We start from the raw sequence: 13,271 nt of genomic DNA on the forward strand, positions 1-13,271 counted from the left end.
AAATGCCTGATTTCAACTATTCGGACACGGATTGGGACTCGATAGAGCGCCTTAAGAAATGGTACTCCGGCGACGTCCACGACAGCATGGAGCATCTTGGCCTATGGGGATACCTCGACGGGATTTCGCTTCTTGGGGCCCTTGGCTCGGGAGAAGTCGTGTGCGGTCCCGCGGTAACCGTTCTATTCGAACCTTCTGATCGCAAGGGAGAGCCCCAGGACGTCTACCATAACGCGATTGACAATACGCCCAAGGGCGGAATTTTGGTCTGTGACGCCTCTTGTGCCGATGGATCCTGTTCGGGCGAATTGATGAGCACCGGAGCGAAAACCCGGGGCGCGGCCGCCACCATCGTCAACGGTACCGTCCGCGATCTCGCCCAGGTCCGCGCACTGGGCTATCCATTGTTCGGTACGTCGCCGAGCCCCGTGGGTGTGACCGGCAAGAAAGAACCGAAAAAATCTCAGGTACCAGTCAAAATCGGAAGGGTGACCGTAAGCCCCGGCGATATCATCTTCGGCGATATCGATGGTGTTGTAGCAATACCCAAGGAACGGCTGCGCGACGTTGCTGATGCCGCCGATGCACTCGGCAAAAACGAGGCGGCCGCGCGAAACCGTATTCTTGCGGGAGAAAAGTTGCAGTCGGTCTGGCCAGCTTGAATGTGGGTGGCCCGCCAAGGCGGGCCACCCACCGTCGCTTTGGGGTTTCCATCCTGATGTCAACCGAGCTTCCTTGGTGGTTCGCGGAAAGGTAACTGCCATATCCTCCGAGGGCAAGGCTTCCCAAATCAGCTGTGATGCGATCAGCCAGTGGTGTTTCCATCTGAAAACGCGGATACTTGGAAACCTGTCGTTATCGGCAGCGATGAATTGCACCAAGAACGTGCTTGATAGGGCGACGCCGCCACCGTTCAGCCCTGGCGCATTCTGCCAATCCACGACTAGCACACCTGCCCAAATGGATGATTTGCCCAATGGTGTCGCGTTCAACTATACTCAGCGAGCCTTCAGGCTCAAATGCGCACTGAAGACCGAGAACAGAACTGGGGGATTTCATGTTCGTCGGTGATATAACCAACCTTCTGTCGAAGGTACACAATATTTGTGTGGTCGGTTCAGGGCCGGTAGGAATCGTAACAGCATTGGAACTTGCGCGGCTCGGGCAATCGATAACGCTCATCGAGTCCGGCCTGTTCAAGCCTGATGCCGCCGCACAGGCGCTGTCGGATGCAGAACGCGCGGACATCCGACGCAACAGCGACATGACGCTTTCAGTTCAAAGAAGTTTTGGCGGGACATCAAATCTTTGGGGAGCGGGCTGCGTTCCACTTGATCCGATCGACTTTGCCTACCGCCCAATTACTGCAGACGCGATATGGCCAATAGCCTACAGTGAGTTTGCCGATTATCTGAAGATTGCCTGCCGTTATGCCAATTGCGGCGAGTCATTCCAGCAGCCTGTTCGCGGACTGGAGCTCGTGGACAATAACTTTTCTACCGGCAATCTGATGCGCTATGCTCAGCCTGTCAGCTTCGGCGTGGCCTATCGTAAGGAAATCGAGCGATCGCCTTTGATCAAGGCATGCCTCGGTGCGACAGTGACCGATATGTGCTTCGCGCATGATGACGGTATAGAAGCAATCAAAGTCAGGAGCCGCGATGGCTCGATGGGGTTGCTTAAAGCCAAGGCTTACATCTTTGCTTGCGGTGGGGTCGAAACGACCCGTCTCCTACTGGCTGCACAAGCGGAAGCACCAAAACGTTTTGGGGGAGAAGAGGGTCCGCTCGGCAGATTCTATATGGGACATCTTTCCGGCGATGTTGCCGATATACATTTTTCTCATGCTGGACTCGACAAAGCATTGGATTTCTTCCGCGGGCCGGACGGTGCTTTCGGGCGCCGGCGGATTACCGGCAGCGGTGAGTTTCAGGCAAAGGAAAACCTGACCAATATTTCGTTCTGGCCGAAGCTTCCCGCCATGGCCGATGCAAGCCATCGAGATGCAGTCTTGTCGCTAGCCTATCTCACTCTATCCGTACCACCGGTGGGACGTGTTTTGGTAAGTGAGTCGCTGCGCCGCATTAATGTGGGCGACGGTGGGCATAAAGCGGCGCACGCACTCAATGTCGCTCGCGGCTTGCCGGCGATCGCGAAATTTCTCCCACGCTTCATATACGGCAGGTCGCTTTCCAGCCGAAGGCTCCCTGGTCTGCATCTGCTCAACGGTGCTCGTCGTTACCCTTTGCATTATCACGCCGAGCATCTTCCCAACGTAGATTCGCGCATCCGTCTTGTTAATGAACGCGATGCGCTCGGTTTAAGAAAGGTGATTCTTGACCTGCGTTTTCAGTCGAAAGACGCCGAAGCCGTTGTCGACACTCATAATCACCTTGACCGTTGGATGAAATCAACCGGACTAGGAGAACTGATCTGGCATGGCCCACCGGAAGAACGTCAACCGAGTGTCATGGATCAGGCCGGTGATGGCGTCCATCAGATTGGAACCGCCCGAATGGCACTAAGCCCAAAAGCCGGTATCGTCGATCGTAATTGTCGCGTATTCGGGGTCAGGAATCTGTTTCTTGCCAGCAGCGCCGTATTCCCCACTTCCGGGCAAGCTAATCCGACTTTAAGCGCCATCACGTTGGCCGCTCGCTTGGCACACACGATAGCAACCGAAATAACCACTCACCTGGTTTGAGCGTGTGACGCACCGGTTCGCGATTTCTGCGGAAGAGTTCTTGCAACTTGCCGCCCTCAAGAATGGCCGCGCGATTCGCGCTCGGCCGAGCTTGTGCGATTTCAAGGACCACAAACAGGAACATTTGCCCAGGCGAATTGATGAGCACCGGAGCGAAAACCCGGGGCGCGGCCGCCGCCATCGTCAACGGTACCGTCCGCTATTTCGCCTAGGTCCGCGCACTGGGCTAAGCGGCGGATGATCGCGACGATCAATCAATTGTTTCTGGGGCCAGTTTACTTGGAGAAGAGTGACGCGATACTCACAATGCAATCGCGAACTGTTCATAGTCTCCATTCTCCAATGGATTCCAAATAGCGCTGCCCCCCTTCAACTTTGGGGCGTTTGATGTGCGGTGGCATGGCCTCAAACATTCGACAATGATCCTGTGCATATTTGGGTTCGGGAGCAGATAGTCGATGTCTGCTCAGATTTAGCTTGCAGCCTTGGAGACTAACAAAGGGCGATCGGATGTCCGCAAAGTTGCGCGTGGTGATCCGGTTGGCTGCTGTATAGCCAGAGAGGTGCTGGTAGTGGTACGGCTTGATCGCCTGCGCGATCCGTCAGCCATCTGCTGCAAGTTATCGAACAGCTGGAAGCCAAGGGCGCGCATTTCCGCTCGTTGCCCGATCGACACCTCCACGCCCCAGGCCAGGGCATGTTTTCGCTGCAGGAATTGGGTGCCGTTGCCCAGCTCGAGCGTGCCCTGATTTCCGAGCGCACCAAGGCGGGCATCAAAGCGGCAAAGGCCCGCGGCAAGCTTCCCGGCAATCCTGGCTTGCGTGCGCGACTGCCGGAAGCCATTGCGAAGGCGTCGAGAGCGCGACAGCACACTCATCTAGCGGATCTCACCACTATCATGGCATCCTGGTTGCCCATCGTGCAACGAATGCGCCCGGATCATCCATGGAAGACGTAACGCGCAGCCTCAACCGTGAAAACGGCCAGAATTGGTCGGTCGATCGCCTGCGCCGGTCGGTAAGGCGTCTGGTCAGCGAAGGACTGGCTGATCCATGACTTATCCTCCCCTCCCCTCCCCTCGCCGCTTACCGGAAGACCGGCTTATGATGCTGATCACAGGCATTGCGAATGCAAACCCCGACCTGACACTTCGCGACATCGGATGCACGAGGCACGTCACGCGTTTCGTCGCGCTGGGCCGCCTCCTCGGTCAAGCACCTGCTGACCGGGCGCGAAAGCTCGGGCTCGTCCGCGTATAGTGGTCTTCACGCGCTCATCCTTCACGTCGCCGCCACCAGTCGCGGGCGCACGCCGTTGGCTTTGAGGGCTGCTATCAGCATCGGTCCTACGGTAAACTCCCCTGCCCTCGCCTTTTCGGTCAGGACGCGCAGATAGCCCCCAGCTGAGTTGATGGCTTGTACCCGCTCGAGGATGCAGGCAATGACAGGGGCGGTGTTTTCCTGGCCAAACACACTCCTCATAAGCCGAGGGCAAAATACCAAGGTAGCCCCGCACCTGTGCGGCCGTCGCTATCAGCTCCCGCCAGGTACCAATACCGCTTGGCGCATAGTCGGCGATCTCCGGACGGGCCTTCATCACCAGGCCTAACGGATAGGTCCTTGTCGCATCCTCTGCCCTTGGTTGGTTGGGTCGAGATTTTGCCCCTTGGCTGTTTTTGAAGCGAGTTCAATATCAGATGAAGAGTCGTTGTTTGAATTCTGTTGCTGCGGCTCAGATTAATGCTCGTTGGCGCTCGGAATCTTTTCATTTACATGACTTTCCAACAGTATAGCCACTACCTGGCTGAGTCGGTTGAAAAGGCGGCGGCAGAACCTGCGCAAACGCCGGATGCCGTAGCAAAAGAGACTTGCGAAGTTGCGATGGTGTGCTTAGAAGTGGTTCGACATCAAGAGTTGGGTTGACGCCCAACGCCAACCTGCGCTCCGGGCAAGGTGGTACTTCCGTCAGGGAGGATGTGGCCGAACCGGCAATTATACGGATTTAGCTACCGGCGTCTGTCCAGCGAACCAACAGGAACGCGCGATAATGCCGATAAAGATCCCCGACGACTTGCCCGCACGCCGCCAGCTCGAAGCCGAAGGCGTCAATATCATGCGCGAACGGGACGCCGTGCGTCAGGATATAAGGCCGCTGCGGATCGGATTGCTCAATCTGATGCCCAACAAGATCAGCACGGAAACGCAGATCGCAAGGCTGGTCGGCGCAACGCCGCTGCAGATCGAACTCACCCTCGTTAGGATAACCAATTACGTGGCGCGCAACACGCCGGTGACGCACCTGGCATCATTCTACCGTGCCTGGGAGCAAGTCCGTGCCGAGCGGTTTGACGGATTTATAATTACCGGCGCGCCGGTCGAGCATCTGGCCTTCGAAGACGTGCAATATTGGGATGAACTCCGCCACATTCTCGATTGGACGCAGTCACATGTCCATCACTGCCTGACTATCTGCTGGGCAGCCCAAGCTGCGCTTTGGCATTTTCACGGCATCCCGAAGCACGACCTGTCGGCAAAGGCTTTCGGCATCTTCAACCACGGCAACCTCGCGCCCGCTTCGCCATATTTGCGCGGTTTCTCCGATGACGTGCTTATGCCGGTATCGCGATGGACGGAGGTTCGGCGCGACGACATCCCACAGGGGCGCGGCATAAACGTGCTGCTTGAGGCGGAGGAGACGGGGCTAGGTCTGGTCGATGATCCTTCATGCCGGTCGCTCCACATGTTCAACCACCTCGAATATGACACGAACTCACTTGGCGACGAGTATTTCCGCGATCTCGCAAACGCACCTTCAATGCCGCTGCCTCGCAATTACTTTCCCGATGACGATTCGTCATGTAGGCCGGCGAACCGGTGGCGCAGCGCTGCCCATCTCCTTTTCGGCAATTGGATCAATGAGATCTATCAAACCACGCCTTTCAACGTGGACGACATAGGCATGATACCGCGACAGCTGGTAGGTTGACGCGATAAGGAATGTCGCTGATTTACGCGCGGATTCTTTGACGTATGTAAATGAAATAGAAGCTTATTAGTATTTAGCTTCCGTTCGACCTTGACCCGATTTGCCCGGTCCCGCCTGATCTGAATCGGAATCCAGGTCGTATGGATGCTACGCGGGATGGCATAAGCGGAGACATAGAGTTTGCGCGCTTTAAGTCGAGTGCGAGTCGTTGATTTCCAATCGTATCACCTCACCTCTCAATAGAGCGTGAGCAATGGAAATCCCGCACGCCCTCCCCCACTTCCGTGTCGGATCTATGCCAATGACTGGGAGCGACATCCCGGAAGTCGGTTGGAAATTGGATAGAGCGTGTCCAGGTTTGGCCCGTGCGGCTGCCACTTTATTGCAGCCATCGCGCGGTTCCCTGAGTTTAGCTCATCAAGACTGCCGTCACCACACCCGACGCGAAGTCGGTATCGCAGCCTGCGTTGAATGCGGGCGGGTACTTGACTAGCTCCAACTTAGGGACATCTCAGCAAGCGTGGTCTCTGACGCCAAGCGTTTATTGTCGATCTCCCCGTTATCCACTTCCCCCGCCGGGGTGATTGTTGATTGGAGGTGGATCTGTACCATCAGGCTGTCAAGGCAGAGTCCACCTCCCGACCTTGTGACCCCAAGGGCGCCGCTGGCATCTTTGCCCGCCAGCGGCGCTCCCCGTGTTTTCCATGCACGGTACTATCTTGCTCGAGCGCCGTGTGGCGCCCTAACTTGTTCAATCCGCCTCAGCCGCATCAACAGGGCGATACAGGCGAATATCCTGCGAAGGTGTGCAGGCAAATGTCTCACGGTAAAGCTTCGAGAACCGGCCTGGGTTGGCAAAGTGAAAGCGGGCGGCGAGCTCCCTGACCGACATTGCGTCCCCATTCTCGATGATCTTTCGAGCTGCCTCGATACGGCAATCCAGCAGCACGTTTATGGGCGTTACCCCCTTCAGCCTGCGAAACAGGCGTTGCAATGACCGGGTGTTCACCCCGGCCGCGCTGGCGATATCGGAAAGATTGATAGGCTGAAGAAGGTTGTGGCGAATGAAGTCCTCCGCGGCAGCGAACTGCTGCGTAGGACTTTTGGCCGGGACCGCGCTTGCGCTCGTAGGCGTTGATTCATCCATTTGGCCTGAATGGGAGGGCGCGGAACCAAAGAGCAGGGCCGTGTCATCTATCATTCTTGATAACTCTTATTGAGTGTTGAAATTCGCAGATCGGCGAGGTGCAACCTGATGTTGAAATTGAATTAAGTAAAACGAGTGATTGTGCAAACCTTAAATCAGCCGAGCAGATTTCAAAATTCGACCTTAGATCTATATCGGAACGTACTGGGTTGACAGCTGTCAACGCCGCGCCTCGGTGACATCGTGTTGACAGCTGTCAATTGACGCTCAAGTTCAGTGAACCCTATCGACTTCACTATTTGTAAACCACATTTCCATACAGTCAGAGCGTATATGCACCGGCTTGTAAGCGAGTACTGCAGTGTCCCAGAGCAACGACGCATTCACAACCGAGATCAAATCTCACTCTGTTTCCAGGCGCCAAATTCTGATTGGCGTCGGCTCACTTGCAATGGCGGGTGTAGGGGGCTGCACCCAAACGACTTTTGAGCTGCCCGAAATGAATATAGACCCGCTCCCCACGAGCGGTATCCGCCCGCAGATCAGCGTCGACAAATCCGTGACCGCACCCGACGTCATGTATGCGGCCGTGGAGGAGGGGCCGTACTCACTTCCGGCCGTTCCTTATCAGAAAATTCCAGCGCAGTTTCGTCGCCAGATTGTTGTCGACCCGACAGGCGAGCAACCCGGCACGATCGTCGTCCGGCTGCAGGAGCGCTACCTATATCTTGTTCAGCCGGGTGGTGATGCGATCCGCTACGGAGTCGGCATTGGCAAGGCCGGCTTCCTGTGGAGCGGTCGCGCCAACATTCAATACAAGAAGGAGTGGCCGCGGTGGACGCCGCCACGCGAAATGATCGGCCGCAAACCCGAGCTTGCGAAATACGAAAACGGCATGGAGCCCGGTCCGCAGAATCCGCTGGGCGCCCGCGCACTCTACATCTACAAGGATGGCGTCGACACCGGATACCGCATCCATGGCTCGCCGGAATGGTGGTCCATTGGACAGTCGATGTCCTCTGGCTGTGTCCGCCTTATCAACCAGGACATCATCGATCTTTATAATCGTGTCCCTGGAAAAGCGACGGTCGTGGTTGGCTAACGTCGCCAAAGCGTCTAGACTTGGCATTAGACCAGCTCGTTGATTCACTCTCTTCGACATTAACGAATCGGCAACGCGCGGCTGGAAGCGAATGCGCATATAGCTTCCGCTTAACCTTTCGTTTACCATGTTTTCAATGGTTTACGATTCGGCTGATTTTTCACCCTGGGATTTGCTTGATCCGCTCGTTGCCGCAGAGGACGCTCTCGCTCGCCTCGACGACCGGCTCGGCCGAAAAGGGGACCTTGGCGAGCCCAGTGGCCGCCGCACCCGCGAAGGGCTGCTGCGGGAAAACGAAGGCTGGATAACCCGCTCTCACTTTATCGAAGCATGCAATGCCTTGTGGCTCGCTGGCGAACTCGTCCACACCGAGGACCTCGTGCTTCACGATGCCAGGATGGATATTCGCACCCCAACCCACGAGTTGACCAAGGCACATGCGATCCTGCGTTGCCGGCGTCAGGTCGCGGGCAACGCCCCAGGCTGGGCCCTTAGCGCAAAAGGCATTGCCGCGCTGCGTGGACGCACACTTAGCGAGGCCCCGCTCACGCCCGTTCCAGTTCATCGCCCGGAGCCGGTTACAGACCTTGCAAAAACCGAAGCCGAGAATGAATTCGAGGACGGTCTGGCCCGCCTCGATACATTGCTGGACCGCACGACGCGGCTTCTCGCAGAACCCGGAAATTCCGCTTTTCCGAATCCTCCCTCCAGGCAGGGGACAGAACCGCCTCCCTCGGCGGTGACCCCGGACGGCGACCCACTCGTTTATGATCCCGATTGGGATGAAGATGCGCGACTGGATCGTTGGCTCAAGGTGTATGAACGTTCGCATGGCCTACCGCCACTGCTTGCAGCCGCGGTGGCCTGGGATGCGTGGGAACAGATCGAGCCGTTACAGCACCAGCATTGGCTTGGTCCCATGCTCGTTGCCGCCATGTTGCGGGAACGCGGCAAGACAAAATCACACATGGCCGCCTTGAATGCGGGTCTGCGTTCCGTCCCACGCGAGCGGCGCCGCTCGCGCGACCGCACAACGCGTCTGCTCGCGTTTCTGGAGGCAGTCCAGACCTCCTCAACGACCGGTCTCAAGGATGTCGAACGGCTTGGACTCGCCCGCATGCAGATGGAGCGCAAATTGAAGGACCGCCGCTCCACCTCCAGCCTCCCGGGGATGATCGATCTTGTGCTTTCACTCCCTATGGTTTCGACGGCTCTGATTGCCAAGGAACTCAAGGTGTCCCAGCGCGGCGCCCTCAACCTTATCGCGGAACTTGGCGTGCGCGAGATGACCGGCCGCGGGCGCTACCGCGCATGGGGACTCATCTAGCGAGCGAATATTCCCCAGAATATAGTTGATTAATTTTCTCATAAATAATAAGCCGCTTTCTACTTACAGTTGAAGGAACGGCTAATGATGCAGACACAGGCCGACAAAGTCTCGAAGGCATGTTTTTCGCAATGGTTGCCGGTTGGCCCATTGTTGGCCGCGCTCGTATTCGCGGCTACCGTTTGCGGAACGGCACACGCACAGGAAACGGCAACCCCTCCGGAATCCAACTCAGCGCAACAATCGGCGCCCGCCCCGGAAACCACAAACCCTGCTGTAACCACGTCTCCACAAACGATATCACCTGCGCCTTCAGGCGCGGTTCTGCCGATGGATGCGGCGGCTCCAACCCCGCAGGTCACGCTGCGGAATTTGCCGCACAATCTCTCACCATGGGGCATGTTCATGGCGGCCGATTGGGTCGTCAAAGGTGTGATGATCGGGCTTGGCTTTGCTTCGCTCGTCACCTGGACCGTATGGCTCGCCAAGACACTCGAACTTGCAGGCGCGCGCCTTCGCGCTCATCGCGCACTCCAGATCATCACCAACGCAGCCACGTTGAGCGACGCGGAAAAAGCGCTTGAGGGGAGGGGAGGGCCCGGGGCTGCACTCGTTAATGCCGCTCGCCAGGAAGTCCGCCTGTCCGCAGATGCGAGAGAACATGCCGGCGCCGACGGTCTGAAGGAACGCGTTGCCTCGCGCCTTGCTCGTATCGAGGTGCAGGCAGGCAGGCGCATGAGCCGTGGCACTGGCGTTCTCGCCACGATTGGTTCCACCGCGCCCTTCGTCGGCCTGTTCGGGACGGTCTGGGGCATCATGAATTCTTTCATCGGCATCTCGGAATCGCAGACAACCAACCTTGCGATCGTGGCTCCGGGCATTGCTGAAGCGCTGCTGGCAACTGCGATCGGCCTTGTCGCCGCAATTCCGGCGGTTGTGATCTATAACGTGTTTGCGCGGTCGATTACCGGTTACCGCCAATTGATTGCCGATGCATCGGCCGGCGTCGAACGTCTCGTCAGCCGCGACGCCGATTATGCGCTTGTCCCACAAGCATCAAAGCGCGCCGCAGCGGCAGAATAGGCGGCACGACCATGGCAGGCGGCATCCGGCACAACGTCTCCGACGACGAACTTCAGGAAAACCACGAAATCAACGTGACGCCATTCATCGACGTCATGCTGGTACTCCTGATCATCTTCATGGTCGCGGCGCCGCTCGCGACAGTAGACATCAATGTCGACCTGCCGGCCTCGACGGCGACGCCGGCGCCTCGTCCAGACCAGCCGGTCTATCTGACTTTGAAGGACGATAAATCCATCGCCATTGGCAACGACACGATGACACGCGACTCCCTCGGCCAGTTCCTCGACCAGAAGACGACGGGCAACAAGGAGACGCGAATCTTCCTGCGCGCCGACAAGGCGGTTGACTACGGTTCGCTCATGGACCTGATGAACGCGCTGCGGGACCATGGTTACCTCAAGATTGCGTTGGTCGGACTTGAAAGCGCACCTCTGGCTCCCAAAGGTGAAAGCGCGCAGTGATGTCCAATGGGTCTGGCACCGCCGGGGGAGGGGGCCCGCGTCTCGATTGGCGCGAAGTCGGTCTCTGGTCGGCAGCCGGACTGGTCGTCGTCGCGCTCCACGCGGGCGGAGCCTGGTATTTACAAAGCCGGCAAAGTGTTGAACCTGCAGGTGATATCGCGAACGCCATTATCATCGACATGGAGCCACTGCCTGCGCCGATCGTGCCTGAACCGGTTGCACCGGAAGCGCAACCAATCGAGCCCGAACCGACTGAGCCGGAAGCTGTCGAGCAGGAGGCTGCATCACCCGAAGCTCTGCCCGAAGTCCAGCCGGAACCGGAAGAGCAGGTAACGCCGGTTGAAGAGGCAGAGCCCGTGGAGGAGGTGACGCCCGAACCGGTGCAGGAACAGGCCGAGGAAGTCGTGGAACTTCCCAATGTCGACGTGCCTTTACCCGTCGTCCGCCCAGAGCCGGAAAAGCCTGACACGCCAAAGAAGGAGAAGGCCGTCCGCAGGCCGGAACCGAAGACGGCGGTTGCAAGGACCGAGGCTGAAACGCCCCGTCAGGCAGTGCAGCAGCCGCAGCCTGCAGCTTCCAGCGCAGCGTCGGCGCGGCAGGCGGAAAAGTGGAGTTCACGGGTCCAGGCCTATCTTATCCGCCGCACCCGCAGCGCCCGCACATCAGGCGAGGGCACGGTTCGCGTCAGCTTTACCGTCACGCGCGACGGCGATATTGTTTCCGCCCGCATCGTTGGCAGTTCTGGCAACCCAATCCTTGACCAGGGCGTTCTCGATGCCGTACGTCGGGCATCACCAGTACCATCCGCTCCCGCCAATGTCACAGTATCGCGCCAAAGCTTCACCGTCCCGTTTCTGATCCGCTAACCGCGCACGATCATTTCCGCAGCCTTTTCCGCAATCATGATTGTCGGCGAATTGGTATTGCCTGAGGTGATTGTCGGCATGATCGATGCGTCCGCCACCCGCAGCCCCTTGATGCCACGGACCCGCAATTGCGGATCGACCACCGAGGCTTCATCCGCGCCCATCCGGCACGTCCCGACCGGGTGAAAGATTGTCGTGCCGACCGCACCGGCAGCTTCAATCAACTCTTCTTCCGTCTGATAGGAGGGTCCGGGCTTGAATTCCTCCGGCTGAAACCGTTGCAATGGTTTCTGCGCCACAATGTTGCGGGTGATGCGGATCGAATCGGCAGCCACATGACGATCACCCGGCGTCATCAGGTAGTTGGGTCGAATGGCGGGCTGCATCCGGTGGTCGGGCGACTTCACGTGCACTGTCCCTCGGCTTTCGGGACGGAGATTGCATACACTTGCCGTAAAAGCCGGAAATGCGTGTACGTTCTCGCCGAACTTCTCCAATGAAAGCGGTTGCACGTGATATTGCAAGTTGGGTGTATCAAATGATGGATCCGAACGCGTGAACACACCGAGCTGGCTTGGCGCCATCGACATGGGACCTGACTGTCTCAGCAGATATTCCAGTGCAATCGAAGCCTTGCCGAGCAAGCGGTTGGCTTTCTCGTTGAGTGTCGGAATCCCGGTCACCTTGTAGGCGCAGCGCAACTGCAAATGATCCTGCAGGTTCTCGCCCACGCTACGCCGATCGAGCACCGTCTCGATACCAGCCGCCTGGAGGGCTTCGCCCCGTCCGATACCGGAAAGCTCCAGAATATGCGGAGAGCCGACAGCGCCTGCGGCGAGAATGACTTCGCGGCGGCAATCCACGGTCCTGGCCGCGCCCTCTTGATCGAACTCGACGCCTTTGACTTCGAGCCCATCGAGAACCAGTCTGCGCACATGCGCGCTGGTCGCCACGGTGAGGTTCGGCCGCTTGAGGGCAGGGCGCAAAAACGCCTTCGCGGTATTCCACCGGATACCGCGTTTCTGGTTCACTTTGAAATAGGACGACCCTTCATTATTGCCTCGATTGAAATCATCGGTGCGCGGAATGCCCGCCGCCTCCGCGGCATCGCGAAACGCATCGAGAATATCCCAGTGGAGGCGCGCTTCCTCGACGCGCCACTCGCCTCCCGCACCATGAAATTCGTCAGCGCCCCGATAATAGTCTTCCGATTTCCTGAAATAGGGCAGCACGTCGTCCCATCCCCAGCCGGTGCACCCGTCCTGCCGCCAAAGATCGTAATCGCGCGCCTGCCCGCGCATGTAGATCATGCCGTTGATCGAGGAGCAGCCGCCAAGGACCTTTCCGCGCGGATAGTTCAATATCCGTCCATTCAGGCCCGGCTCCGCCTCCGTGGAAAAACACCAATCCGTCCGGGGGTTGGAAATGCAGTAAAGGTAGCCAACCGGAATATGAATCCAGGGGTAATTGTCCTTGCCGCCGGCCTCGAGAAGCAGAACCGAAACGTTGCGATCTGCCGACAGGCGATTGGCGAGCGTGCAACCCGCCGTTCCCGCACCGACGATGATGTAATCATAGGTTCCGTCCATTTTG

10 protein-coding genes, 2 pseudogenes and 1 riboswitch are annotated in these 13,271 nt (G+C 58.0%); of the genes and pseudogenes, 9 read left to right on the forward strand and 3 right to left on the reverse strand.

Features of this window, described 5'->3' with window-relative positions:
• Positions 1 to 2 precede the first annotated feature (2 nt).
• The 3 genes and pseudogenes from GF108_RS18680 to GF108_RS18695 form a co-directional block, all read left to right on the forward strand.
• Positions 3 to 662 carry an RraA family protein gene (locus tag GF108_RS18680; protein ID WP_051615048.1) on the forward strand — a complete coding sequence of 220 codons (660 nt, stop codon included), beginning with the start codon at positions 3 to 5 and terminating at the stop codon, positions 660 to 662.
• A 395-nt stretch (positions 663 to 1,057) separates the two neighbouring features.
• A complete protein-coding gene (locus tag GF108_RS18685) occupies positions 1,058 to 2,704 on the forward strand; it encodes a GMC family oxidoreductase (RefSeq protein WP_153669827.1) in 1,647 nt (548 codons plus the stop codon).
• A gap of 560 nt (positions 2,705 to 3,264) precedes the next feature.
• Positions 3,265 to 3,963, forward strand: a pseudogene (locus tag GF108_RS18695) (recombinase family protein); the annotation flags it as partial.
• A gap of 21 nt (positions 3,964 to 3,984) precedes the next feature.
• On the opposite strand, the pseudogene repC reads toward GF108_RS18695, so the two are convergent.
• Positions 3,985 to 4,300 (reverse strand): annotated as a pseudogene (gene repC, locus GF108_RS22540) (replication initiation protein RepC).
• 302 nt (positions 4,301 to 4,602) lie between these two features.
• Positions 4,603 to 4,709: riboswitch (SAM-I-IV-variant riboswitch) on the forward strand.
• A gap of 41 nt (positions 4,710 to 4,750) precedes the next feature.
• Here repC and metA point away from each other — a divergent pair.
• Positions 4,751 to 5,689 carry a homoserine O-succinyltransferase gene (gene metA / locus GF108_RS18705; RefSeq protein ID WP_153669831.1) on the forward strand — a complete coding sequence of 313 codons (939 nt, stop codon included), beginning with the start codon at positions 4,751 to 4,753 and terminating at the stop codon, positions 5,687 to 5,689.
• A 751-nt stretch (positions 5,690 to 6,440) separates the two neighbouring features.
• Here metA and GF108_RS18710 read toward each other — a convergent pair.
• Positions 6,441 to 6,836 (reverse strand): helix-turn-helix transcriptional regulator, encoded by a 396-nt coding sequence (locus GF108_RS18710; protein WP_172982674.1) that lies wholly within the window; start codon positions 6,834 to 6,836, stop codon positions 6,441 to 6,443.
• A 394-nt stretch (positions 6,837 to 7,230) separates the two neighbouring features.
• On the opposite strand from GF108_RS18710, the gene GF108_RS18715 reads away from it, so the two are divergent.
• From GF108_RS18715 to GF108_RS18735, 5 genes are all read left to right on the forward strand, one after another.
• A complete protein-coding gene (locus tag GF108_RS18715) occupies positions 7,231 to 7,938 on the forward strand; it encodes a L,D-transpeptidase (protein ID WP_370462255.1) in 708 nt (235 codons plus the stop codon).
• Between the two features lie 136 nt (positions 7,939 to 8,074).
• Positions 8,075 to 9,265 carry an RHE_PE00001 family protein gene (locus GF108_RS18720; RefSeq protein WP_153669835.1) on the forward strand — a complete coding sequence of 397 codons (1,191 nt, stop codon included), beginning with the start codon at positions 8,075 to 8,077 and terminating at the stop codon, positions 9,263 to 9,265.
• 87 nt (positions 9,266 to 9,352) lie between these two features.
• Positions 9,353 to 10,348 (forward strand): tonB-system energizer ExbB, encoded by a 996-nt coding sequence (gene exbB, locus GF108_RS18725; protein WP_246664055.1) that lies wholly within the window; start codon positions 9,353 to 9,355, stop codon positions 10,346 to 10,348.
• Between the two features lie 11 nt (positions 10,349 to 10,359).
• Positions 10,360 to 10,812, forward strand: a complete 453-nt coding sequence (gene exbD / locus GF108_RS18730; protein ID WP_027232164.1) for a TonB system transport protein ExbD — start codon at positions 10,360 to 10,362, stop codon at positions 10,810 to 10,812.
• A complete protein-coding gene (locus tag GF108_RS18735) occupies positions 10,812 to 11,678 on the forward strand; it encodes an energy transducer TonB (RefSeq protein WP_153669839.1) in 867 nt (288 codons plus the stop codon). The genes exbD and GF108_RS18735 overlap by 1 nt, the downstream gene beginning before the upstream one ends.
• On the opposite strand, the gene GF108_RS18740 is transcribed toward GF108_RS18735, so the two are convergent.
• The gene (locus GF108_RS18740; protein WP_153669841.1) at positions 11,675 to 13,267 is read right to left on the reverse strand and encodes a GMC family oxidoreductase; all 1,593 of its coding nucleotides are present in this window, start codon (positions 13,265 to 13,267) and stop codon (positions 11,675 to 11,677) included. The genes GF108_RS18735 and GF108_RS18740 overlap by 4 nt on opposite strands.
• Between the last annotated feature and the right edge of the window lie 4 nt (positions 13,268 to 13,271).

The organism is Phyllobacterium sp. SYP-B3895 (assembly GCF_009647635.1).
GTDB classification, from domain to species: Bacteria; Pseudomonadota; Alphaproteobacteria; order Rhizobiales; family Rhizobiaceae; genus Phyllobacterium; species Phyllobacterium pellucidum.

Bases quoted from the DNA above. Each gene is read 5' to 3' on its own strand.
- GF108_RS18680 (WP_051615048.1), top strand. From the start codon at position 3: ATGCCTGATTTCAACTATTCGGACACGGATTGGGACTCGATAGAGCGC.
- GF108_RS18685 (WP_153669827.1), top strand. From the start codon at position 1,058: ATGTTCGTCGGTGATATAACCAACCTTCTGTCGAAGGTACACAATATT.
- metA (WP_153669831.1), top strand. From the start codon at position 4,751: ATGCCGATAAAGATCCCCGACGACTTGCCCGCACGCCGCCAGCTCGAA.
- GF108_RS18710 (WP_172982674.1), bottom strand. From the start codon at position 6,836: ATGGATGAATCAACGCCTACGAGCGCAAGCGCGGTCCCGGCCAAAAGT.
- GF108_RS18720 (WP_153669835.1), top strand. From the start codon at position 8,075: ATGGTTTACGATTCGGCTGATTTTTCACCCTGGGATTTGCTTGATCCG.
- exbB (WP_246664055.1), top strand. From the start codon at position 9,353: ATGCAGACACAGGCCGACAAAGTCTCGAAGGCATGTTTTTCGCAATGG.
- exbD (WP_027232164.1), top strand. From the start codon at position 10,360: ATGGCAGGCGGCATCCGGCACAACGTCTCCGACGACGAACTTCAGGAA.
- GF108_RS18735 (WP_153669839.1), top strand. From the start codon at position 10,812: ATGTCCAATGGGTCTGGCACCGCCGGGGGAGGGGGCCCGCGTCTCGAT.
- GF108_RS18740 (WP_153669841.1), bottom strand. From the start codon at position 13,267: ATGGACGGAACCTATGATTACATCATCGTCGGTGCGGGAACGGCGGGT.